9 protein-coding genes and 2 pseudogenes are annotated in these 24,959 nt (G+C 74.0%); 9 read left to right on the plus strand and 2 right to left on the minus strand.

Features of this window, described 5'->3' with window-relative positions:
- From BL254_RS09340 to BL254_RS09390, 6 genes and pseudogenes are all read left to right on the plus strand, one after another.
- A partial coding sequence (locus BL254_RS09340) for a type I polyketide synthase (protein ID WP_139342238.1) occupies positions 1–6,086 on the plus strand: 6,086 nt, incomplete at its 5' end.
- 2 nt (positions 6,087–6,088) lie between these two features.
- Positions 6,089–13,048: pseudogene (locus BL254_RS27645) on the plus strand (SDR family NAD(P)-dependent oxidoreductase); the annotation flags it as partial.
- 299 nt (positions 13,049–13,347) lie between these two features.
- Positions 13,348–14,124: an SDR family NAD(P)-dependent oxidoreductase gene (locus BL254_RS09375; protein WP_013873904.1), complete on the plus strand. Its 777-nt coding sequence runs from the start codon at positions 13,348–13,350 to the stop codon at positions 14,122–14,124.
- A gap of 256 nt (positions 14,125–14,380) precedes the next feature.
- On the plus strand, positions 14,381–14,848 hold the full coding sequence (locus BL254_RS09380) for an ester cyclase (protein WP_076843090.1): 468 nt from the start codon (positions 14,381–14,383) through the stop codon (positions 14,846–14,848).
- Positions 14,845–15,321, plus strand: a complete 477-nt coding sequence (locus BL254_RS09385) for an AtzH-like domain-containing protein (RefSeq protein ID WP_047223332.1) — start codon at positions 14,845–14,847, stop codon at positions 15,319–15,321. Before BL254_RS09380 ends, BL254_RS09385 begins: the two co-directional genes overlap by 4 nt.
- Positions 15,322–15,628: 307 nt before the next feature.
- On the plus strand, positions 15,629–17,137 hold the full coding sequence (locus BL254_RS09390; RefSeq protein WP_139342239.1) for an acyl-CoA carboxylase subunit beta: 1,509 nt from the start codon (positions 15,629–15,631) through the stop codon (positions 17,135–17,137).
- Positions 17,138–17,398: 261 nt separating this feature from the next.
- Here BL254_RS09390 and BL254_RS09395 read toward each other — a convergent pair whose 3' ends face one another.
- On the minus strand, positions 17,399–17,860 hold the full coding sequence (locus BL254_RS09395) for a hypothetical protein (protein WP_076843091.1): 462 nt from the start codon (positions 17,858–17,860) through the stop codon (positions 17,399–17,401).
- A 484-nt stretch (positions 17,861–18,344) separates the two neighbouring features.
- Here BL254_RS09395 and BL254_RS09400 point away from each other — a divergent pair, with 484 nt between their 5' ends.
- The 3 genes and pseudogenes from BL254_RS09400 to aceB all read left to right on the plus strand — a co-directional run bounded on the left by BL254_RS09400 (position 18,345) and on the right by aceB (position 22,686).
- On the plus strand, positions 18,345–19,064 hold the full coding sequence (locus tag BL254_RS09400) for a TetR/AcrR family transcriptional regulator (protein ID WP_047223333.1): 720 nt from the start codon (positions 18,345–18,347) through the stop codon (positions 19,062–19,064).
- The gene (locus BL254_RS09405) at positions 19,061–20,893 is read left to right on the plus strand and encodes an MFS transporter (RefSeq protein ID WP_083730948.1); all 1,833 of its coding nucleotides are present in this window, start codon (positions 19,061–19,063) and stop codon (positions 20,891–20,893) included. Before BL254_RS09400 ends, BL254_RS09405 begins: the two co-directional genes overlap by 4 nt.
- Before the next feature lie 169 nt (positions 20,894–21,062).
- Positions 21,063–22,686: pseudogene (gene aceB / locus BL254_RS09410) on the plus strand (malate synthase A).
- 215 nt (positions 22,687–22,901) lie between these two features.
- Here aceB and BL254_RS09415 read toward each other — a convergent pair.
- Positions 22,902–24,914 (minus strand): hypothetical protein, encoded by a 2,013-nt coding sequence (locus BL254_RS09415; RefSeq protein ID WP_175648330.1) that lies wholly within the window; start codon positions 24,912–24,914, stop codon positions 22,902–22,904.
- Positions 24,915–24,959 lie beyond the last annotated feature (45 nt).

Genomic DNA, 24,959 nt, shown 5'->3' on the forward strand with positions numbered 1-24,959 from the left:
TGTTCGACACGCTGGCGCCGACGGCCTGGCCCCCCGCGGACGCCACCGCCGTCGACCCGGACGACGTGTACGCGCGGCTCACCGCGGCCGGGCTGGCCTACGGCCCGCTCTTTCGCGGCACGAGCGCGGTGTGGCGGCGCGCGGGCGAGGTCTTCGCCGAGGTCGAACTGCCGGAAGGGGTACGCGGGGACGCCGGGCGCTTCGGCATCCACCCCGCGCTGCTCGACGCCGCCCTGCACGCCGCCGTCCTGACCGCGCCCGAGGGCGGGCGCGCCACCGCGGGCGGCGCGCCCGAGGGCCGGGTGCCCTTCGCCTGGTCGGGGGTACGGCTGCACTCCGCCGGCGCGGCCGCGCTGCGGCTGCGGATCGCCGGTGACGGCGACAGCGTGGCCGTGCACGCGGCCGACAGCACCGGCGCGCCGGTTGTCTCCGTCCGCTCGCTGCTGTCCCGGCCGGTCAGCGCCGCGCAGGTCGGCGCGGCGCGGCGCGAGGCCCACCGGGACTCGCTGTTCGCCGTCGACTGGGCCGTCATCGGCCTGCCGGCCACCGCCGACCTGCCTACCATCACCGACCGCTACCAGGTGCTCGGCAGCGATGATCACCCACTGCTGACCACGCTGCGCGCGGCCGGGGTGGACGCCCGGGCCGCCACGGACCTCGCCGGGCTGGGCACGACCGAGCCCGAACTCGTCCTCGCCCCCGTGACCACGTCCGACACGGCCCCCTCCGGCACGGCCGCTACCAGCACGGCCGCTACCAGCACGGCCGCTACCAGCACAGCCGCTACCAGCACAGCCACTTCCGGCACGGTCGCGTCCGGTTCTCGTGGGACGGCGGCAGCGGCGCACGCTGTCACCCACCGTGTGCTCGAGCTGGTGCAGGGGTGGCTGGCCGAGCCGCGCGACCCGGGATCGAAGCTGGTGCTGGTGACCCGCGGCGCCGTRCCGGCCGGCGGGCAGATCCCCGATCCCGCCGTGGCGGCCGGCTGGGGGCTGGTCCGCTCGGCGCAGTCCGAGCACCCGGGCCGGTTCGTCCTGCTCGACCTCGACCCGCTGGACAGCGTCCTGCTGGACGCGGACCCGCCGGAGATCGACCTGCCGGCCGTGCTCGCCACGGCGCTGGCGACCGACGAGCCGCAGCTCGCCGTCCGCGGCGGCACGCTCACGGTCCCCCGCCTGGTCCGGGTCGCGGCCCCATCGGCACAGCCGGCACAGCCGGCCCCATCGGCACAGCCGGCGGTGGAAGCGTCGGCGGAGGCAGCGCTCGATCCGGACGGGACCGTACTGATCACGGGTGGTACCGGGGCGCTCGGCGGGCTGCTGGCCCGTCACCTGGTGACCCGGCACGGCGCGCGTCACCTGCTGCTCACCAGCCGCCGCGGCCTCGCCGCCGCAGGCGCGGAACAGCTGCGCGACGATCTCACCGCCCTCGGCGCGTCGGTGACGGTCGCCGCTGTCGACGTCACCGACCGGCAGGCGCTGGCCGGCCTGCTCGCCGCTGTCCCCACCGAGCGCCCGCTGACCGCGGTCGTACACGCCAGCGGTGTCATCGACGACGGTGTCGTCACCGCGCTCACCGCGGACCGTCTCGACGCCGTGCTGGCGCCCAAGGCGGACGCCGCCTGGCACCTGCACGAGCTGACCCGCGGCACCGGCCTGGCCGCGTTCGTGCTGTTCTCGTCGGCCGCCGGCATCCTCGGCAGCCCCGGCCAGGGCAACTACGCGGCGGCCAACGCCTTCCTCGACGCGCTGGCCGGCTACCGCCGCGGGCACGGCCTGCCGGCGACGTCGCTGGCCTGGGGGCTGTGGGCCGGCGCCAGCGGGATCACCGGCGAGCTCACCGACGCCGACCGCGAGCGCATCGCCCGCGCCGGCCTGCGCCCGCTGTCCGCGCGGGACGGCCTCGACCTCTTCGACGCCGCCCTCGGCGTCCGCCCCACCGCCGCCACCGCCGCAGGCACAGGCACCAACGCGGGCACAGGCACCGGTCCGGACGCGACTGTTCCCGGCACCGCTACCAGCGGGAAAGCCGGCACCACCGGGAACGCCGACGCAGATGCGGGTACCGGCACCATCGGTAACGCCGACAGCGCCGGGGATGCCGACACCGGTGAAACGGGCGAAAAAGCCAGCGTGGGCGGGACCGGCGGTGTGGAGCGGGCGCTGCTCGCACCCGTCCATCTCGATCTGGCCGTGCTGCGCGGCCGGGCCGCCGAGCACGGGGTGCCGGCGCTGCTGCGCGGCCTGGTCCGGCCGGCCCGGCGGGCGGCCCGCTCCGCCGGGCCGGCGGCCGCCGGGTCACCGCTGGTGGCGCGGCTGGCCGCACTGTCCCCGGACGAGCGGACCGCGCACCTGCTCGACCTGGTGCGCGGCGAGGTCGCGGCGGCCCTCGGGCACGCCGACGCGCGCGCGGTCGCGGCCACCAGGCCGTTCACCGACCTGGGGCTGGACTCCCTGACCGCCGTCGACCTGCGCAACCGGCTGGGCGCGGCGACCGGGCTGCGGCTGCCGACCACCCTCACCTTCGACCAGCCGAACCCCACCGCCGTCGCCGCCTTCCTGCTCACGCTGCTGACCGAGACCGAGACCGGGCTGGCCGGGACGGCGCCGGCCGATGCCACGGCGTCCCGCGCCGGACGGCCGGGCGGCCAGGTCGTCGACGACCCGATCGCGATCGTCGGCATGGCCTGCCGCTTCCCCGGCGGGGTCGCCTCGCCGGAGGACCTGTGGCGGCTCGTCGCCGCCGGCACCGACGCGATCACCGAGTTCCCGGGCGACCGCGGCTGGGATCTCGAGGCGCTCCACGACCCGGACCCGGACCACCCTGGCACGTCCTACACCCGCCACGGCGGTTTCCTGCTCGACGCCGGCGACTTCGACACCGACTTCTTCGAGATCGCGCCCCGCGAGGCGCTGGCGACCGACCCGCAGCAGCGCCTGCTGCTGGAGACCACCTGGGAGCTGTTCGAGCGGGCCGGGATCGACCCGACGACGCTGCGCGGCAGCCGCACCGGCGTGTTCGCCGGGGTGATGTACCACGACTACGCCCCCAGGCTGGACGAGGCGCCGTCGTCGCTGGAGGGCTTCCTCGGCACCGGCAGCGCCGGCAGCGTCGCCTCCGGCCGGATCTCCTACACGTTCGGTTTCGAGGGGCCGGCGGTCACCATCGACACGGCCTGCTCGTCGTCGCTGGTCGCCCTGCACCTGGCCGCCCAGTCGCTGCGTTCCGGCGAGAGCGAGCTGGCGGTCGCCGGCGGGGTGACGGTGATGGCCTCCCCCGGCGCCTGGGTGGAGCTGTCCCGACAGCGCGCGCTGTCACCGGACGGCCGCAGCAAGGCGTTCGCGGCGGCGGCGGACGGCGTGGGCTGGGCCGAGGGCATCGGGCTCGTCCTGCTCGAACGGCTCTCGGACGCCCGCCGCGCCGGCCATCCGGTGCTGGCGCTCGTGCGGGGGTCGGCGGTCAACCAGGACGGCGCGTCCAACGGGCTGACCGCGCCCAACGGGCCGTCCCAGCAGCGTGTCATCCGCACCGCGCTCGCCGCCGCCGGGCTTGCTCCGGCCGACGTCGACGCCGTCGAGGCGCACGGCACCGGCACCCGTCTCGGCGACCCCATCGAGGCCCAGGCCATCATCGCCACCTACGGTCAGCACCGGGAGGCCGGCCGGCCCGTCTACCTCGGTTCGCTGAAGTCCAACATCGGCCACACCCAGGCGGCGGCCGGCGTCGCCGGCATCATCAAGATGGTCCAGGCCATCGAGCACGGCGTCCTGCCCAGGACCCTGCACGTGGACGAGCCGTCACCGTACGTGGACTGGGCTGACGGGGACATCGAACTGCTCACCGAGGCCCGGCCCTGGCCCGAGACGGGCGCGCCCCGCCGGGCGGGGATCTCCTCCTTCGGCGTCAGCGGCACCAACGCCCACGCGATCATCGAACAGGCCCCGGCCGACGACCGCCCGCCGGTACCGTCCCGTCCGGCCGCCGACGGCGAACCGGCCACCGGCGGCGAACCGGTGACCGACGGCAAGCCGGTCGCGTGGACGCTGTCGGCGAAAACCCCGCAGGCCCTGCGGGCGCAGGCCACCCAGCTGGCGGCCTGGCTACGCGCGGACGAACCGCCGGCCGGCGGCGAACCTGTGACCAACGGCGGGGCTGAGGTGGACGGCGGCCGGGCCGGGGCCGGGGCGGGCGTCGCGGCGGTCGCGGCGGTCGCGGCTGCGCTGCACACCACCCGCGCGACGTTCAGCGAACGCGCGGTCGTCGTCGCCGACGACCGGGACGGCTTCCTGGCCTCCCTCGACGCGCTGGCCCGCGGCGACCTGCCGGTGAACGCGGCCCGGGGCACCGTCACGGCGGACCGCCGGATCGTGTTCGTCTTCCCCGGTCAGGGCTCCCAGTGGCCGGGCATGGCGGCGGGCCTGCTCGACTCCTCCCCGGTGTTCGCCGCGTCGGTCACGGACTGCGCGCGGGCGCTGCGCCCATACGTCGACTGGGATCTGCTCGACGTGCTGCGCGGGGCGCCGGACGCGCCGTCGCTGGAGCGGGTCGACGTGGTCCAGCCCGCGCTGTGGGCGGTCCTCGTCGCACTCGCGGCCCTGTGGCGCGCGCACGGTGTGCATCCGCACGCCGTCGTCGGCCACAGCCAGGGGGAGATCGCCGCCGCCCATGTGGCCGGCGCCCTGTCCCTGGACGACGCCGCCCGGATCATCGCCCTGCGCAGCAGGGCCATCACCACCCTGGCCGGACGCGGCGGCATGGCCTCGATCGCGCTGGCCGCGGACGACATCGAGCCGCACCTGGCCCGGTGGGACGGCCGGCTGTCGATCGCCGCCGTCAACAGCCCCGGGTCGGCGGTGGTCGCCGGTGACACCGACGCCGTGGCGGAGCTGGTCGCGGAGCTGGAGGCCGGCGGCACCCGGGCCCGGATCATCCCGGTCGACTACGCCTCGCACTCGGCGCACGTCGACAGCGTGCGCGAGGTGCTGCTGGCGGACCTGGCGCCGATCACACCGCGGGCGGCCACGATCCCGCTGATCTCCACGGTCACCGGTGAGCGGATCGACACCGCCACTCTCGACGCCGCCTACTGGGTCGCGAACCTGCGCGAGACGGTCCGCTTCGAGCAGGCCACCCGCGCCCTGCTCGACAGCGGCCATGACACGTTCGTCGAGATCAGCCCGCACGCGGTGCTCACCTTCGGCCTGCAGGAGACCGTCGGGGCGGCCGGCGCCACCGGCCCCACCGGTGCCGTGGTYGTCGGGACGCTGCGCCGCGACCAGGGCGGGCTGGACCGTTTCCTGCTGTCCGCCGCCGAGCTGTACGTCCAGGGGGTGCCGGTCGACTGGGCGCCGACGTTCGGCGGCCCGCACCCGCGGGTCGCCCTGCCGACCTACGCCTTCCAGCACCGGCGCTACTGGCTGGACGTCGGACGCTCGTTCGCCGGGGAGCTGTCCGCCACCCGGCCGGCGCAGGCCGGCGGGCCCGCCGGCGACGACCCGGCCGTGTCTCCGGGCACGGCCTCGGCCCAGGACACAGCCTCGGCCGCTGGTGGGCTTCTGCTGCTGCAACGGCTGGCCGGCCTCGGCGAGGCCGAACGTGACGAGGTGCTGCTGACGGTCGTCCGATCGGAGATCGCGACGGTTCTCGGGCACACCGACGCCGGCGAGGTCCTGCAGACCCGGACGTTCCAGGAGCTGGGGTTCAGTTCCCTGACCGCGGTCGACCTGCGCAACCGGCTGGGCGCGGCGACCGGGCTCGACCTGCCGGCCACGCTCGTCTTCGACCACCCCACCCCCGAGGCCGTCGCCGCCTACCTGCGCGGGGAGCTGGCCCTCGACACCCCGGCGGCGGTACCGGCGACGCCGGCGCACGCGGTCGACCAGTTGGAGGCCGCCTTCGCAGCCTTCGCCGCCGGCGCCGCCACGGAGGCGGACCGGCAGGCCGCGCTCACCCGCCTGCGCCGCCTGCTCGACCAGTGGGGCACCGGCCCCGCCAGCGCCACCGGCTTGTCCGACGACGACGAGCTGGACCTCGACTCCGCCAGCGACGAGGAACTGTTCGCCCTTATGGATCAGGAGCACGCCTGACGATGTCCAACGACGACAAGCTCCGCGAATACCTCAAGCGCGCGCTCGCGGACTCCCGGGCCGCGCACCGGCGGCTGCGGGAGATCGAGGAGAGCCGGCGGGAGCCGATCGCGATCGTCGGCGCCGCCTGCCGCTACCCCGGCGGGGTCGCCTCGCCGGAGGACCTGTGGTGGCTCGCCGCCTCCGGCGGTGACGCGATCAGCGGTTTCCCGGACGACCGCGGCTGGGACACCGACGCGCTCTACCATCCCGACCCGGACCATCCCGGCACCACCTACACCCGCCAGGGCGGGTTCATCTCCGGTGCCGGTGACTTCGACGCGGCGTTCTTCGGGATCTCCCCGCGGGAGGCCGCCGCGACCGACCCGCAGCAGCGCCTGCTGCTGGAGAACGCCTGGGAGCTGCTGGAGAACGCCGGGATCGACCCGGCGTCGCTGCGCGGCAGCCGCACCGGCGTGTTCGCCGGTGTCGCCGGACGTGACTACGCCGCCGGCTTCCACGAGGTCCCCGACGAGCTGGAGGGCTATCTGGTCACCGGCGCGCTCGGCAGCGTCGCCTCCGGCCGGATCTCCTACACGTTCGGTTTCGAGGGGCCGGCGGTCACCATCGACACGGCCTGCTCGTCGTCGCTGGTCGCCCTGCACCTGGCCAGCCAGTCGCTGCGCTCCGGCGAGAGCGACCTGGCGATCGCCGGCGGGGTCGCCGTCATGACGTCGCCGCTGGGTTTCGTGGACTTCGCCCGGCAGCGCGGGCTCGCCCCCGACGGCCGCTGCAAGGCGTTCGCGGCGGCGGCGGACGGCACCGGCTGGTCGGAGGGCGTGGGCCTGCTTCTGCTCGAGCGGCTCTCGGACGCCCAGCGCGCCGGCCACCGCATCCTCGCCGTCGTCCGCGCCTCCGCCGTCAACCAGGACGGCGCCTCCAACGGACTGACCGCACCCAACGGACCATCCCAGCAGCGCGTCATCCGCGCCGCCCTCGCCGCCGCCGGCCTCACCCCCGCCGACGTCGACGCCGTCGAGGCCCACGGCACCGGCACCCGCCTCGGCGACCCCATCGAAGCCCAGGCCCTCATCGCCACCTACGGCCAGAACCGCCCCGCCGACCGGCCGCTCTACATCGGCTCGCTGAAGTCCAACATCGGGCACGCCCAGGCCGCCGCCGGCGTCGCCGGCATCATCAAGACGGTCCACGCCCTCCAGCACGGCGTCCTGCCGAAAACCCTGCACGTGGACGCGCCGTCACCCTACGTGAAGTGGTCGGCGGGTGCGGTGGAACTGCTCACCGAGGCCCGCCCCTGGCCCGATGTCGACCGGCCCCGCCGGGCCGCCGTCTCCGCCTTCGGCGTCAGCGGCACCAACGCCCACATCATCATCGAACAGGCCCCCACCGACCAGCCCACCGCGGAGAACGCCGCGGTGGACAGCCCTCCGGCCACCCCGGCGGATGCCGGGACGGACGGCCCGGCGGACCGGACGGACGTGCGGGCAGCTGCCCTGGTCGACGCGGACGCGCCCGCCACGGGCACACCCGCCACCGAGGCGGGCGCGGAGCCGGGGAGGGCGGGGACGCCCGCCGGCGAACCGGCTGGCGGCCCGCTGCCGTTCCTGATCTCCGCGCGCTCACCCAGAGCTCTCCAGGACCAGGCCGCCCGGCTGGCCGCGCACGTCAGCGGTGACAGCGCGCCGCGGCTGGTGGACGTCGCCTACTCGCTGGCCACCACCCGGGCGACGCTGTCCCACCGCGCCGTCGTCATCGCCGGGGACCGGGACGACCTGCTCGCGGGCCTGGACGCGGTCGCGACCGAGCGGCAGACGCCCCGGACCGTCGTGGGCACCGGCACCCCTGGCAAGATCGCCTTCCTGTTCACCGGGCAGGGCGCGCAGCGCCCCGGCGCCGGCCGCGAGCTCTACGACACCTACCCCGTCTTCCGCGCCGCCTTCGACGAGACCACCGCCGCCCTCGACAGCGCCCTCGCCACCTACACCGACCAGCTCGACCAGCCGCTACGGCCACTGCGCGAGGTCATCTTCGACACCGACCCCACCGACCTCAACCAAACCCTCTACACCCAGCCCGCCCTCTTCGCCCTCGAAACCGCCCTCTACCACCTCCTCACCCACTGGGGCCTGCAACCCGACCACCTCGCCGGCCACTCCATCGGCGAACTCACCGCCGCCCACACCGCCGGCATCCTCACCCTCCCCGATGCCACCACCCTCGTCGCCGCCCGCGCCCATCTGATCAACTCCGCCCCAGCAGGCGGCATCATGATCGCCATCCAGGCCGGGGAACACGACGTCCGCACCGCCCTCGACGGCCACCCCGGCGTCGACATCGCCGCCATCAACGGGCCGACCTCCGTCGTCATCGCCGGCGACCCCGAACCCACCCACGCCGTCGCCCAACACTTCGCCGACCGCGGGGTAAAAACCCGTCAGCTACGCGTCAGCCATGCCTTCCACTCCCACCACCTCGACCCCATCCTCGACCAGTTCGACGCCGTCGCCCGCACCCTCACCTACCACCAGCCCGCCGTCCCGATCGTGAGCGCTCTCACCGACACCCCGGACAGCGACCCGGCCACCCCCGAACACTGGACCCGCCACATCCGCGCCACCGTCCACTACCAGCACGCCACCGAAACCCTCCACCACCACGGCACCACCACCTACCTCGAACTCGGCCCCGACCCCGTCCTGACCGCCCTCACCCACGAAACCCTCACCAACACCAACAGCGACAGCGGCGACAACCGACCCGAAACGGTCGCCGTCCCCCTGCTGCGCCGCAACCGGCCCGAAACGGCCACCCTGCTCACCGCGCTCGCCACCGCACACACCCACGGCGTCCGCCTGGACTGGCCCGCCCTCTTCACCGGCCCCGACACGACCGGCCCCGACGCGGCGATCGCCCCGCCACGCACCGTCCCCCTGCCCAACTACGCCTTCCAGCGCCAGCGCTTCTGGCTGCGCCCCGCCACCACCAGCGGCGACCCCACGACCCTGGGCCTCGCAGCCACCCAGCACCCGCTCCTGCGTGCCGCCCTCACCCCCGCCGACACCGAGCAGACCATCCTCACCGGCCGCCTCTCCCTGCACACCCACCCCTGGCTCGCCGACCACGCCGTGCTGGGCTCCGTGATCGTCCCGGGCACGGTGTTCATCGAGCTCGCCCTGCACGCCGGCGAGATCACCGGGTACGACACCGTCGACGAGCTGATCGCCGAGGCGCCGCTGGTGTTGCCCGGCCGGTTCGGCGTCCAGGTACAGGTCGTCGTCGGCGCGCCGGACGAGACGGGACGCCGACCGATCGCGGTCCACTCGCGGCCGGACGGCGAGCAGCCCCGCGCCGACGGCTGGACCCGCCACGTCAGCGGCTACCTGACCGCCGACGACACCCCCGGCGCGGACGCGGCGGCGGCCGAGGCGGCCGCCGCGGAGGCCCTGGCGACCTGGCCGCCTCCGGGCGCCGAGGCCATCAGCACCGACGGTGACGACAGCGGCAGCGGCAGCGCGTACGTCGACAGCGTCTACGAAGCCCTGGCCGGCGCGGGGCTGGTGTACGGGCCGACGTTCCGCGGGCTGCGCGCCGCCTGGCAGCGGCAGTCCGAACGGGGCGAGGAGCTGTTCGCCGAGATCGAGCTGCCCGAGCAGGTACGCGCGGACGCCGGCGACTTCGGCCTGCACCCCGCCCTGCTCGACGCGGCCGTGCACGTCAGCGCCCACCGGGGGCTGCTCGACGCCCCGCCAGGCCAGGTGCAGCTTCCGTTCGCCTGGTCGGGTCTGCGGCTGCACTCCGCCGGCGCGTCCGCGCTGCGGGTGCGGCTGGCGGTGATCGGACCGGACCGGCTGTCCCTGCACACCGCCGACGGCACCGGCGCGCTCGTGCTGTCGATCGCCTCGCTCACCGGCCGGCTGGTGTCCTCGGCGCAGATCAACGCCGCGCGGGCCGCCGCCGGCGGGGCAACGGACGACGACACCCTGTTCGCGGTGGACTGGAAACCGCTGCCGACGTCGACGGCCACCGACCGCCGGACCTGGTCCGTGCTCGGCGCCGAGGAGCACCTGCGCGACCTGCTGCGGCAGGCCCGCGCGGACACCCGCGCGTTCGCCGACCTCACCGACCTCACCACCGCCATCGACCTCGGCGAGCCCACCCCCGGTCTGGTCTTCGCCAGCGGCCTGCCGGCCACCGGCGTCGACGACAGCGGCCCGAACACCAGTGCCGGCGACGGCGGCACTGGCGGTGACGTCCTGGCCGCCGCGCACGCGACGGCGCGCGGCGTCCTGGCCCAGGTGCAGGCGTGGACCGCCGAACGCCGGGTCGACGGCGCCCAGCTCGTCATCGTCACCCGGCACGCGGTCGCCGTGGACGGCGTCCCCGCCGACGCCCCCGCCGACGCCCAGGGCACAGCCGACCCCCAGGGCACAGCCGACGCGGACACGACAACCGCTCAGGAGACGGACGCCCCCAACGGGACCGCCGGCGGCGGAACTGTCGGCAGCGGGGCCGTTGGCAGTGAAGTTGTTGACGAAGCTGTCGATGTCGCGTCCGCCGCCGTGTGGGGGCTGGTGCGTTCGGTGCAGGCCGAGCATCCCGGCCGGATCGTCCTGCTCGACGTCGACGACGATCCCGTCTCGGCCGCGGCGCTGCCGGCGGCGCTCGCCGTCGCGGACGCCGGCGGTGAGCCGCAGCTCGCGATCCGCGCGGGCAGCGTCGCCGTCCCCCGCCTGGTCCGGGTCGCGACGGCCGACCCGACCGGCACGGCAGGCCCAGGCACGGATGTGGCCGCGGGTGCGGGTGCGGGTGCGGACACAGCCACGGCCACAGAGACGATCACGGAGACGGCCGCGGGCGGCCCGGCGTCCGTCACGGACAGCACGGTGGACGCGCCGGACACCACGTCGGACACCACAGCGTCGGACACCACAGCGGACGTGACAGCGACCGGCACAGTGGCCGGGACGTCGTTCACCGCCGGCGGCACTGTTCTGATCACAGGTGGTACCGGCGCGATCGGCGCGCTGGTCGCCCGCCATCTGGTCGCCGCCCACGGCGTCCGCCACCTCGTCCTGACCTCCCGCGGCGGTCCCGACGCCGCCGGTGCGGTGGCGCTGCGGGACGAGCTCGCCGAGCTCGGCGCGACCGCCACCGTCGTGGCCGCGGACGCCGCCGACCGTGGCGCGCTCGCCGGCGTCCTCGCCGCGATCCCGGCCGAGCATCCGCTGACCGCGGTCGTGCACGCCGCCGGCATCGCCGACGACGGCCTGCTCGCCGGCCTCACCGGTGACCGTCTCGACGCGGTGCTGCGTCCCAAGCTGGACGGCGCCTGGCACCTGCACGAGCTCACCCGCGGGCACGACCTGGCCGCGTTCGTGCTGTTCTCGTCCCTGTCGGGGCTCACCGGCGGGACGGGGCAGGCTCCGTACACGGCGGCGAACGCCGCGCTGGACGCGCTCGCGGCGTACCGCCGGGCGCACGGCCTGCCGGCGCTGTCGCTGGCCTGGGGCCAGTGGGCGCTCGCCAGCGGCGTCACCGCCCACCTCACCGACGCCGACCGGGAGCGCATCACCCGCTCCGGGCTGCGGCCGCTGTCGGACGAGGCGGGCGTGGCGCTGTTCGACACCGCGCTGGCGGCCGGCGCCCGCACCGCCCGGCCGCTGCTGGTGCCGGCGCCGCTCGACCTGGCCACCATCCGCGCCGGGTCCGCGACGGCCGGGGTGCCCGCGCTGCTGCGCGGGCTGGTCCGGCCGGCCCGGCGGGCGGCGGGCACGGCGCCGGCGGGTGGCCGGTCGGCGCTGCGCGAGCGGCTCACCGGCCTGTCCGGGGCCGAACGTGACGCGGTCATACTCGAGCTTGTGCGTAGCGAAACCGCGAATGCTCTCGGCTACGCCGACGCCGACCCGGTCTCCGCCGCCGGCGCCTTCGTCGAGCTGGGGCTGGACTCGCTCACCGCGGTCGAGCTGCGCAACCGGCTGGAGGCGCACACCGGCCTGCGGCTGCCGGCAACGCTCACCTTCGACCATCCGTCCCCGGCCGACGTCGCCGAGCTCATCGCCGGCCGGCTCGACTCCGCCGGGCCCGATTCCGCCGGGCGGGGGACGCCGTCGGCGCCGGCGGCGGGCGCGGGCAGCGGCGGGCCGTCAGCCGACGCCGTCGCCGCTGTCGGCGGGGGCATCGGCGGGCTGTACCGGCGGCTGTTCGACGCCGGGCAGATGAACGCCGCCGCGCAGCTGCTGGTCGTGGCGTCCAGCCTGCGTTCGACGTTCGACGAGGCGGACCGCCACGAGCACACCCCGCCCCCGCTGACCCTGGTGACCGGGCCGTCCCGGCCGAACATCGTCTGCTTCCCGGCGCTGTCGGCGCTGTCCGGCCCGCACGAGTACTCCCGGTTCGGCAGCCTGTTCCGCGACGAGCGGGACGTCCATGTGGTGCCGGCCCCGGGGCTGCCCACAGGCGACCTGCTCCCGGGCTCGGCCGCCACGCTGATCCAGATGCACGTGGACGCGGTCAGGCAGGTCGTCGGGGACGAGCCGTTCGTGGTCCTCGGCCGTTCGATGGGCGGCTGCGTGGCGAACTCGGTCGTCGCCGGCCTGGAGGCGGAGGGGATCTTCCCGGCCGGGCTGATCCTGGTCGACTCCTACCCGATCGACACCCCCTCCCGGCCGGGGATGGAATGGTGGAACGCCGCCATGATCACCGCGCTGGTGGAGCGGTTCGACCGCTTCGACCTGTCGACGCTGGACTCCCGGCTGTCCACCATGGGCACCTACAACCGGATCTTCGGGGACTGGCAGCCGTCCGAGGTCCGTGCCCGCACCCTGCTCATCCGTGCGGAACAGCCGCTGGCCGGCACCCCCGCCGAGACGGCGGGCCGGCCGGACTGGCGGGCGTACTGGACACTCCCGCACGAGATCATCGACGTCCCCGGTGACCACTTCACCATCCTTGAGGAGGACACCGGGACGACCGCCGCCGCGGTGGCCAAGTGGCTGGCGTCGCTTGCCCAGGCGACCTGACCGGCCCATGAGCGCGGATCCAGCCCGCGCACCGGGGCCCGGCCCGCGCGTCCCACACCGCGCGTCAGCCGGGCACCGGACGGGCATCAGCCAGGCAGCGCGCGGGCACCGGCCGGGCATCGGGATCGGCCTCGCGGCGGACACCCCGGACGACCCACCCGGCGGACCAGAAGCAGCGTGATCATTTTTCGCGCCGCCGACGGCCCCGGGTCACCAGTAGATAACCAGCAGAGGGGACAAGCATGACACTTCCGGCAGTCGTCGTGACCGGCGCCGCCGCCGGGATCGGCCGGGCGACCGTGGAGCTGTTCGCCGAACGAGGCTACGGTGTCGTCGCCGTGGACCCCGACACGGCCGGCCTCGCCGAGCTCGAGGGCATCAAGAACGTCGTGACGCTCGAGGGCGACGTCTCCACCGAGAAGGCGAACGTCGAGGCGGTGCGGCTGGCCCTCGAGCACTTCGACCGCCTCGACGCCGCTGTCCTCAACGCCGGCATCGGCGGCGCGCCGCCGATCGAGGCCCCCGGGGCGATCGAACAGCTCGACCGGGTCCACGCGGTCAACGTGCGCGGCGCGGCGCTCGGCATCCGGGCCGCCGCTCCGGCGCTGCGGGCCGCCGGCGGCGGTGCCATCGTCGTGACGGCCTCCGGCGCCGGGCTGCGCGGCGACCCCTACACCTGGGCGTACAACGCCACCAAGGCGGCGGCGATCAACCTGGTGCGGTCGGCCGCGCTCGACTACGGCTACCAGGGCATCCGGATCAACGCGATCGCACCGGGCATCACCCTCACCCCGCGCACGGCGCCGGTGAAGCACGATCCCCGGCTGTTCGCGAACATCAACCGGCGGATCCCGCTGCGCCGGTGGGGCGACCCGCGCGAGCAGGCCCAGGTGATCTGGTTTCTCGCGACCCCCGAGTCCTCCTACATCACCGGCGCGGTGATCCCCAGCGACGGCGGCCTCAGCGCGAGCAACGGCTTCCTGCTGCCGCCGACGTACGACGGTGAGCCGATGCAGTGACACCCGGTGCGGGGACACCCGGTGCGCCCGCGGCCGGTGCCGGGACACGCGTCCCTGGTGGCTTCACCCCCGGCGGATCCGCCGGGGGTTCCCGCCCACCGCTGCCCGGTGGATTCACGCCCGGCGGATTCACGTCCGCCGCGTTCGTGCCGGCCGCACGGGCGTCCGTCGCGGTCCCGATATGTACGATATTCGCAGCCTTTACGATGTTCACGGCATTTACGGCCTTCACGGCATTTATGAGAGGGAACGATTTATGACCACCACCGACCAGCACGCCGGGACGGCGACGGCCGTCGCGGCGGACAGCCCGGACAGGCTCCAGGCGAACAAGACGATCGCCCGGCGCCTGTACGAGGAGATCGTCAACGAGGGCCGGCTGGAGCTGCTCGACGACTTCCTCGCCGAGGACGCCAGCCGGAGCACCGGCAGCGGCACGTTCGGCCGCGACAGCTTCGCCAGCCACGTCATCGACCTGCGGAAGAACGTCACCGACCTGAAGACCACCGTCACCGACATCGTGGCCGAGGGTGACCGGGTCGYGGTCTTCTGGCGCATCCAGGGCGTCCACTCCGGCGAGGTCTGGGGTGTGCCCGGCACCGGGAACACCATCGACGGCACCAGCATCAGCCTGGTCACGTTCCGTGATGGCAAGGTCGTCGACTACGTCGTCACCCCGGACCGGCTCACCATCCTCCAGCAACTCGGCGCGATCCCGGCATGAGCCGCAAACTGTCGGCCGCCGACGTCGCCGAGATCCACCAGACCATCGCGCTGATCGCGCACGTGTACGACAGCCGCGAGCTCGACGCCCTGCCCCTGCTCTTCACCGACGACGTCGAGATCGAGCTCGGCTACGGCGATGGCGTCCACCTGCACGGGATCGACGCCGTCCGGGAGCTGTTCGACCAGCGGCAGCCGGACGGGGCGGACCACCAGACGGTGAACACGCTGATCCTGACCGACCCGGACGGGACCGTGCGGACCCACAGCCGCTACATCGCGCTCCGGTCGGACGGGACGACCACCAACGGCGACTACCTGAGCGTCGTCGTACACACCGAGCGGGGCTGGCGGATCGCATACTTCCGCAGCGTGCTGCGCTACCCCCTCGAGCCCGAGGCCGGCCCCCGGCCGACGGCGGTCACGGACGAGTGGCGGCCGACCGCCGACCGTCTCCCGGTGATCGTCGACTGATCCTCGCGGATCCCGTCCAGCACGCTCCGCGCGGCCGGGCCCGGCCCCGGCGGCGAGCCGCCCGGTCCGGCCCGTGCCGGGAGCGGGCACCCGAGCCCCGCGGGGCGTGCTGGTCATGTTCGTCGTTCGTCGTCGTACGTCGTCGTACGTCGTGCTTCGTCGCGTTCACCGTTCGTTGCTGTCCACCATCAATCGGCTGTCCGCCAATCACTGGCTGCCCGCCGTTGGTCGTTAGTCGTTGTTCGTCATTCATCGTTGTTCGTCGAACCCGTCGGATGCGCCGGGGTTCGCCAGGAGGAGGCTGGAGATGACAGGGTTGACGGCTCGTCCCGAGGACGCCGTTGCCAGGATCGCTCTTCCCAGGCCCGCCGCCGACGACATCCAGGCCGATCGGCGAGCCCCCGCGGCACGCCTGTCCCACCTGCTGGACACCGGCTCCGTGACCGCCCTGCACCCCGACGACGACACCGGCGTGCTCGCCGTGCGCGGCCGGATCGACGGCGCCCCCGTCGTCGCCTACTGCACCGACGCGACGGTGATGGGCGGCGCCCTCGGCCTCGGCGGCGCCCGGCACATCGTCGACGCCATCGACACGGCGGTGCGCGACGGCCAGCCGGTGATCGGGCTGTGGCACTCGGGCGGCGCCCGGCTCGCGGACGGGGTCGAGTCCCTCGACGGCGCCGGCCGGATGTTCGCGGCCATGACCCGGGCCTCGGGCCGGGTGCCGCAGATATCGGTGGTGCTCGGCCCGGCGGCCGGCGCCGCCGCCTACGGCCCCGCGCTGACCGACATCGTGATCATGTCGACGTCCGGCCGGATCTTCGTGACCGGGCCCGACGTCGTACGCAGCGTGACCGGCGAACAGATCGACATGGCGGGTCTCGGCGGCGTCGACGCGCACGGCCGCCGCTCCGGGGTCGTCCACGTCACCGTCGACACCGAGGACGACGCGTTCACCCGGGCCCGCCGGATCACCGGGCTGCTCACCAGGCCCGGCCGTTTCGACCCGGACACGGTGGACGACAGCCGGGACCTGCGCGAGCTGCTGCCCGCGACGGCGCGGCGCGCCTACGACGTCCGCCCGCTGCTGCTGGAGATCCTCGACAGCGCCGGGCCGTGGAACGCCTTCGAGGAGCTGCAGCCCCGGTGGGCGCCCAACATCGTCATCGGTCTCGGCCGTCTCGGCGGGCACACGGTCGGGGTCATCGCCAACAACCCGATCCGCAAGGGCGGCTGCCTGGACTCGCTGAGCGCGGAGAAGGCAGCCCGGTTCGTGYGCATGTGCGACGCGTTCGGCGTGCCGCTGCTGGTCGTCGTCGACGTGCCCGGCTACCTGCCCGGCGTCGGGCAGGAGTGGGACGGTGTGGTCCGCCGGGGCGCGAAGCTGCTGCACGCCTTCGCCGAGGCGGTGGTGCCCCGCGTCACCCTGATCACGCGGAAGTCCTACGGCGGGGCGTACATCGCCATGAACTCCCGCTCGCTGGGCGCCACCGCCGTCTACGCCTGGCCGCAGGCCGAGGTCGCCGTCATGGGGGCGGAGGCCGCCGTCGGGATCCTGCACCGCAGGAAGCTGGCCGCCGCCGCGGACGACGAGCGGCGCGAGGAGCTGCGCGTCCAGCTCGTCGCCGAGCACCAGCGGGTCGCCGGGGGCGTCGACCGCGCCCTGTCCATCGGCGTCGTCGACGAGGTCATCGACCCGGCCCGCACCCGCCGCACCCTCGTGCGGACCTTCGCCTCCGCGGACGAACGTCCCGCCGTGGACGAACGCCCCGCCGCGGTCGGGCGCCGCGGCGGCCACAACAACATCCCGCTGTAGCCCGCGCCAGCCTGCCTGAGAAGAGGCGTGACACCCTTCACCCGCTCCCGGGGAATCCTCTGTGCCGCTGGCAGGAATCCCCGCCGGAAGCCCCCGGCAGGAGTGTTCCCGGCGAGCGGACCGCCGGGAACACTCCTCGGGGCGAAAACCCGGAATCACCAGCCCGGGTCCAACTGGTCCGGGCTCAGTCCGGGAAAATCAGCCGAAGAAGTCCGGACGCCGGTTTTGTCACTGGTCTCAGTACCGGCCCCACCACTGGTTTTACGACTCTTGCTGCGGATCCTCCGACCCGCCGAACGGTTGTCGTGGCCCACCAAGCGGTTCGGAGGGCTGGCTGAAATCCCCTGCCTCACCACCCTGCTCCGCCTCGGCGCCCGGCTGCCCGCCTGCCTCCGCCGTGGCCGGCCGGGCGCCCTCGCCCTCGGCGCCCGGCCGCGTCCCCTCACCCCCGCTCTCGGCCTGCCCGGCCTGCTCCCCGGGCTGCTCAGGCCCAGCCTGCCCGGCTGACACCGTGGCGGCGACGAGTTCGCGCAACCGCGTCTCGACGTAGGGCTCGGTGTGGTGTGACCTGTCGGCGATCCGCCGTACGAGATCGTTGACGCTGGCGGCGGCGTCCAGATCCGCGGTGCTGACCTGGACGAACTGATCGAGAATCTGATGGCGAATCCGGTCCCAGTCCTCCCGCAGCCGCTGCTCCAGCTCCTGCGCCTGCTGCTGCTCCATACGATCGCCTCCAGCTCGAGCCAGCTATTTGTAGGAATAAAACTACTTCGCTACCGTGCAGCGTCAACTCGAGACAACAGACGCATCAGCGCACTGTTCCCGGCGCGCCAAACTGCCTATTCCGCCGGAACACCCCGGTCAGGTCGATATCCGCCGCGACGGATTTTCGGGAACAACTCAGTCGTTTTTCAGAACAAAAGGGCCAGCCTGTCATCGGCGACACGCCGGCAACACCCACCACCGGCCGTCCGATCCTCGCCACAAGGCCTTCCTGATTTTATGGGATGTTCCCGTTTTTACCGGCTCGCGCCCGGCGGCCGGGCGCACGGCCGCCGCGACAGCGGCCCCCGGACCGGCTCCCGCCGGTCGCCACCGCCACCGCCGACAGCGACAGCGACAGCGACAGCGACAGCGACAGCGACAGCGACAGCGACAGCGACAGCGTGAGTTGACAAGGTTAAGTTGACGCTGGCAACCTTCGTCCATGGTGTCAGCCGGGCGGACGAGGGCGCGCCGGGGTGAGGGCGGCCGACTGGCCGAGGAGATCCTGTTCGCGGCCGAGGCCCTGCTGGTCGAAACCGGGGACGAACAGGCCGTCACCGTGCGTGCGGTCGCCCGCCGGGTCGGTGTGACGACGCCATCGGTCTACCTGCACTATGCCGACAAGGCCGCGCTCCTCGACGCCGTCTGCCTGAAGGTCTGGGGTGACCTGGACGAGCGGCTGACCGCCGCCACCGTCGGCGTGACGGACCCGTTGGACGCCCTGCGCCGGTGCGGCATGGCGTACGTCCGGTTCGGGCTCGACCATCCCGTCCAGTACCGGCTGCTGATGATGGGCCGACCCCTCACCCATGGTGAGAGGTGTGCGGCCGCGGCGACGACGGCCGCCCGAGCGGCACTCAGGCAGATGAGCCGGGCCGTCCAGGACTGCGTGGACGCCGGGGTGTTCCGCGGGGAGACGCGCCCGCTCGCGCTGAGCCTGTGGGCCGCCATCCACGGCTGCGTGTCGCTGCTGCTGAGCAAACCCGAGCTGGACTGGCCGCCGGTCGAGGACTTCGTCGACCACACCGTGCGAATGGCCGGGCTCGGCACCGCGCTGATCAGCCGTGTCGCTGTTCCCGGCGGCAGCTACGGCAGCGCGGCCATCACCACCGAACTCGACAGGACCGTCGACCGCCTCCACCACCGGCAGGAGCAACAGTGAGCAACCCAGCGGTACCGACCACTACCGACGAGGCAGCGGCCGAGCCACCAACCGGGTCGCAGGCCGAGGCAGCGGCCGGATCGCCAACCGGATCGCCAGCCGAGGCAGCGGCCGGGCCGCCAACCGGATCGCAGGCCGAGACAGCGGCCGGATCGCCGGCCGAACCGGCGGCCGAGCCATCGGTGACGTCACCCGCCGAGCCACCCAGTCCGCCCGGCGGGTCGTCAGCCGAGCCGTCAGCCGAACCGGTGGTGACGTTACCGTCCGAGCCAGCCGCCGAGCCAGCCCCCAAGCCGCCGGCCGCGCCACGGAGCGGGCCGGCGGCCGGGCCAGCGACCACGCCGTCAGCGGCCCCCGGCGGGAAAGCGGCACCGGGCGGGAAAGCGGCGCCGGCGCCCACCGACGAGCGGCGGGCGCCGAGGAGCGGGCGCGCCCGCGCGGTTCTCGCCATCTCCTCGATCGGGGTGTTCGTCGTCTTCCTGGACGCGACGATCGTCAACGTCGCGTTCGAGTCGATCACCAGGAGCTTCCACACCACGACCGCGGGCCTGGCCTGGGTCCTCAACGCCTACGCGCTGGTCCTCACCGCGCTGCTCGTCCTCGCCGGGCGGCTGGCCGACCAGTTCGGCCGCAAACGGCTGTTCCAGATCGGGCTGATCGGGTTCGCGGTCACCTCCGCCGCCTGCGGGCTGGCGTCCGGCACCGCTGTGCTCATCGCCGCCCGGGCGCTGCAGGCGGTGTTCGCCGCGATCCTGGTGCCGTCGTCGCTGGCTCTGCTGCTCCCCGAATTCCCGCCCCACAAGCGCTCGGCCGCGATCGGGATCTGGGGCGCGATGGGTGGGCTCGCCGCGGCCAGCGGACCGGTCCTGGGCTCGGTGCTCGTCCAGTATCTGTCCTGGCGCTGGGTGTTCCTGGTCAACCTGCCGATCTGTCTGCTGGCCGCGCTGGTCGGCGCGCGGGTGCTGCGGGAAAGCCGGGACACCGGCGCCACCGGCATCCCCGACCCGTTCGGCATCCTTTTCGTGACGCTGGCGCTCAGCGCTGTCGCGTTCGGCATCATCGAGGGGCCGGACTGGGGCTGGGACGACCCCCGCGTCATCGGCGCGTTCCTCGTCGCCGCGGTCGGTCTGCCGCTGTTCGTCGTCCGGACCCGGCATGCCGCCCGGCCAGCCGTCGACCTCAGCCTGTTCCGGGTCCGCGCCTACAGCGTGGCGAACGCCGGGATGCTGACGTTCGCCACCGCCTTCTTCGCCGTCACTCTGGCGAACATCATCTTCCTGCAGACGGTGTGGCACTGGTCGGTGCTGCGCAGCGCCCTCGCGGTGACCCCGAGCCCGCTGCTCGCCGGTGTCGCCGCCCCGCTGGCCGGCGCGCTGGCCGACCGTTTCGGGCACCGCGCGGTCCTCGTCCCCGGCGCGCTGTCCTTCACCGCGGCGATGCTGCTGTTCGCCACCCAGATCGATGCCACCCCGCACTACGTCACCGACTGGCTGCCGGCGGCCCTGCTCACCGGTGCCGGCATCGGGCTGACCCTCCCCACGCTCGGCAGCGCGGCCGCCGCGTCGCTGCCACCGGCCCGGTTCGGGATCGGCAGCGCCATCAACTCCTCGTTCCGGCAGCTCGGCGCCGTGCTCGGGGTGTCGGTGTTCGTCGCCGTCCTCGGCACGCCGTCCCCCGCCTCCGCGCTCGACGCCTTCCAGCGCGTCTGGTACGTGATGGCAGGCGTCGCGGCCCTCTCAGCCCTGCTCTGCGCCGCCGTCCGCACCCGCTCCCACCGCCCACAGGCGGCGCGCCAGTCACAGTCAGCACAGCAGCCACAGCCGGCGTAGCCGAACGGATCACGATAGATTCGTGACCGCTTCAGCCCTGCCCCCGTGTCCACCGCTACCTCGGGAGCGTCGGGAACGGGGAGCACCGACGGTCTGACGAGAACTTCACCGAAGCGTTCCACCGCGCGAAATCTTCTTCTGTCGTCCGAGATTCCTGGAATTCCTGGAGATGCGTGTGGCCGAGCCTGGCGTCCCATTCCCCGACGTTCCCGCCGGCGTGGAGATCACTGGCCCTGTCGGGGAACGCTTCGAGGAGATCCTGACCCTCCCGGCGCTGGCGCTGGTCGCCGATCTGGAGCGCCGCTTCGGCCCACGGCGGGGTGAGCTGCTGGCCCGGCGCGGCGAGGTGCAGGCCCATCTGTCCGCCGGCGCGAACCTGGACTTCCTCCCCCACACCAGGGACGTCCGCGAGGGTGACTGGCAGGTCGCCCCGCCCCCGCCGGGCCTTCTCGACCGCCGGGTCGAGATCACCGGGCCGACCGACCGCAAGATGACGATCAACGTGCTGAACTCGGGCGCGAAGGTCTGGYTGGCCGACTTCGAGGACGCCAACACCCCCTGTGGGAGAACATGGTCACCGGCCAGCTCAACCCGCGGGACGCCCTGGACCGCACCATCGACTTCACCAGCGGGGACGGCCGGCGCTACGCCCTCGCCGACACCCTGGCCACGATCGTGGCCAGGCCCCGGGGCTGGCACCTGACCGAAAAGCACCTGCTCGTCGACGGCCGGCCCGTCTCCGCCGGCCTGTTCGACTTCGGGCTGTACTTCTCCACTGCGCGCAACGGCAGCTCGACGCGGGCAGGGGCCCGTACTTCTACCTCCCGAAGCTGGAAAGCCATCTTGAGGCGCGGCTGTGGAACGACGTCTTCGTCCACACCGAGGACGCCCTCGGTTTTCCCCGGGGCACAATCCGCGCCACCGTGCTCATCGAGACGATCCCGGCGGCATTCGAAATGGAGGAGATCCTCTACGAGCTGCGTGAACATTCCGCCGGGCTGAACGCGGGCCGCTGGGACTACCTGTTCAGCATCATCAAGAAGTTCCGCGACCGGGGTGAGCGGTTCACCCTGCCCGACCGCAACGCGGTGACGATGACCGCCCCCGTCATGCGCGCCTATACCGACCTGCTGGTGCGCACCTGCCACCGGCGCGGCGCCCACGCGGTCGGCGGCATGGCCGCCTTCATCCCCAGCCGCCGGGACGCCGAGGTCAACGCCACCGCCCTGGCCAGGGTGCGCGCGGACAAGACCCGCGAGGCCGAGGCCGGCTGCGACGGATCCTGGGTCGCCCACCCCGACCTGGTGGCGCCGTGCCGGGAGGTCTTCGACGGCGTGCTCGGCGAGCGCCCCAACCAGCTCACCCGCATCCGCGAGGACGTTCGGGTCAGCGCCGCGGACCTCCTCGACGTCGTCTCCGCGCCCGGCGAGCGGACACTGGCGGGCCTGCGCAACAACGTCAGCGTCGCCCTCCAGTACCTGCGCGCCTGGCTGCGGGGCACCGGCGCCGTCGCGATCTTCAACCTGATGGAAGACGCGGCCACCGCCGAGATCGCCCGCTCCCAGGTGTGGCAGTGGCTGCGCGGCGGCGTCGTCCTCGACGGCGGCACACCGGTGACCCGCGAGCTGGTCGAACGCCTCGTCGAGGAGGAACTGGCCGTGATCCGGCAGTCCCCCGGCGACGGCTACGACGCGGCCGGCTTCGAGCAGGCCCGCGCGCTGTTCGTCGAGCTCGCCCTCGCCGACGACTTCACCGACTTCCTGACCCTCGCCGCCTACGRCCGGCTGCCGTAAGAGATGCCGTAGGTGGAAACCGCTACTGACACAACGTTTTTTCACCTACGGGCGCGAAGTCCGTAGGTGAAAAACGTTGCCGCCACGACACTTTCCACCTACATCTGGGGCGGAAACCCCGCGACCAGTCCGGTGGCTTTCGCGGGCGGTCGGTCGCGGGGAACCCCACGGGCGCGGGAAGCCTACGGGCGTGGGAAGCCTGTGGACCTACGGACCTACGGAGAGGCGCGGGTTCCGGTGCGGCGGGCGGCGCGTTCGTAGAGGTGGGCGGCGCGCAGCGGGTCGCCGTTGCGTTCGTGGAGCTCCGCGGCTCGGACCCAGTCGTCCGCAAATTCTGCCGCAAGGGCATCATCCAGCCAGGTACGCGGCGCTGGAGGCGCCTCTGGGGCGTGGTTGCGCAGCCTCTTCCACAGCCCCCGGGCGCGTTGCCGGCCGTCGGCGGACGGCTGCGGCGCCAGGTCGGACCCCGGCTCCGGTGGCCGGGGGGTGACCTGCGCGTCGACATCCGCCAGCGCCGCCTCGATCTCCGGGGGAAGCTGGAGGTCCAGCTGTGGGCCGGGGCCGGCCCACAGCGTCCACACCGGATGGCGAGTACCCAGGTCGAAGGCGACGGCCCGGTCCGGCAACGCCACCACGGCGATGTCGTCCCCGGCGCCGAACAGGGCCCGGCGGGCGCTCGGGGGCAGCCGCGGGCGCGTCCGGTAGCCGACCGGCAGGAACAGCGGGCCGGGCCCGAGGCAGTACAGCGGCTCACCGACCGGCAGCCGTTCGAGCAGACCTCCGGGGGCCAGCAGCAGATGCCGGTCCCGGCCTCGGACGACGAACGCGGTCTCGGCGAGCGGATGYCCTTCCAGCAGCAGCGGGACGGCCGCGAGGTCGTCGTCGTCGAGCAGCGCCGCGTCGGTGTCGGCCTCGCCGGTACGGCCCGGGACGATCGCGACCGGCCGCCCCGCCAGCCGCGGCGATGCGCCGGCCGCTGCCAGGGAGGTGCCGTCCACCGCCGATGTGGTCGGGTCCGGCGTCTCCAGCGGGTAGTCGTCGGCGAGCCGGACGAGCGTGGCCGCGTCCGTGGGCGCACCGAGGCCGACCAGCCGCCAGCAGCCGAAGGAGGCGTCGGCCAGCACCCACGTACYGGCGTCCACCAGATCGGCGAGCAACGGATCGGGCAGGGCGGACGCCATGGCGTGCTGGACCAGCAGAGTGCCTCCGGTGACCCGGCAGGCCAGCACGAACGGGTCGTGATCGAGCGCCGTCAGCAACGACGCGAGCAGCGGCTCCCCCCGCGCCGATGCCGAAGTCGAACTCGCAGTCGATGCTGGGAAAGGCGCCCCGGTGCTCTGCCCGTATGCCCAGGAGACCCTGGGATCCGTCACAGAAAGTCGTAGTTCGATGATGATTCGCCCGCCGCCGGACGCCCCGGCGACGGGCTCTCCCGTCCCTCGCCCGCCGACGGCGGACCATGACGGCTCGACGGCGGCGCCGGGCCCCGCGCCCGTGGCAGTGCCGGACGGCGTGGTGTCGTCGAACAGCGGGACGAGCCGGACAGGCCGGTACCGCACGTCCAGCCCCAGCTCCAGGGCGCGTTGGACGACCCCACCGGCCTGCGAGCCCGGTACCAGTACCACCGCCTCGGCGGACGGGCCAGCCGCCACCGGATGGAGCCCGGCCGTCCGCACAACCTCGACGACGCTCACCGGACGAAGCCCGGACACCAGCACCGACCCACGATCGTCGCCCGCCGTGGCCGGCGTTGCCGCTGGTGGCGCGCCTGGCGACCGGGCCGGTGACACAGGCGGTGACGCGGCCGGTGACGCGGTCGGCGGGGCGTCCCAGCCGCGGTCGGGCAGGAAGCGTTCGCCGGCACGGACGTACAGCCGGCCGCGTGCGGTCGACACCAGCTCCCGGCCCAGGTCGAGGGCCACGTCAGCGGCGACCCACCAGTCCCCGGCCGGCCCGGATCCGCCAGCCCCGGCCGCGGCCGGAGCGGATCCGCCAGCCCCGGCCGGGCCGGCTGCTCTGGTCAGGGCAGATCCACCGGCGCCGGGCGGGCCGGCTGTCCCGGTCGGAGCGGGCGTCCCGGTCGGGGCCGCTCCGTCGGCCCGGAGGAACTGGATGCTCTCGCCATGCCCGGTTGCCACGAGTGAACCAGCGAACACAAGCGCCGCGGAGGCGGAGCCGAACCTGCCGGCAAGGAACACCGCCGGCCCCGGGCCAGCCGGCCCGGGCAAGCCGGCCACCGCTGCCGGCGGGATCTCCCGCCCGGCGAAAGGACG

The organism is Protofrankia sp. BMG5.30, assembly GCF_001983005.1.
Taxonomy (GTDB): domain Bacteria; phylum Actinomycetota; class Actinomycetes; order Frankiales; family Frankiaceae; genus Protofrankia; species Protofrankia coriariae.

What these genes read in the sequence shown, in the direction of transcription:
- BL254_RS09375 (WP_013873904.1), top strand. Translation starts at nt 13,348, where the DNA reads ATGACACTTCCGGCAGTCGTCGTGACCGGCGCCGCCGCCGGGATCGGC.
- BL254_RS09385 (WP_047223332.1), top strand. Translation starts at nt 14,845, where the DNA reads ATGAGCCGCAAACTGTCGGCCGCCGACGTCGCCGAGATCCACCAGACC.
- BL254_RS09395 (WP_076843091.1), bottom strand. Translation starts at nt 17,860, where the DNA reads ATGGAGCAGCAGCAGGCGCAGGAGCTGGAGCAGCGGCTGCGGGAGGAC.
- BL254_RS09400 (WP_047223333.1), top strand. Translation starts at nt 18,345, where the DNA reads ATGGTGTCAGCCGGGCGGACGAGGGCGCGCCGGGGTGAGGGCGGCCGA.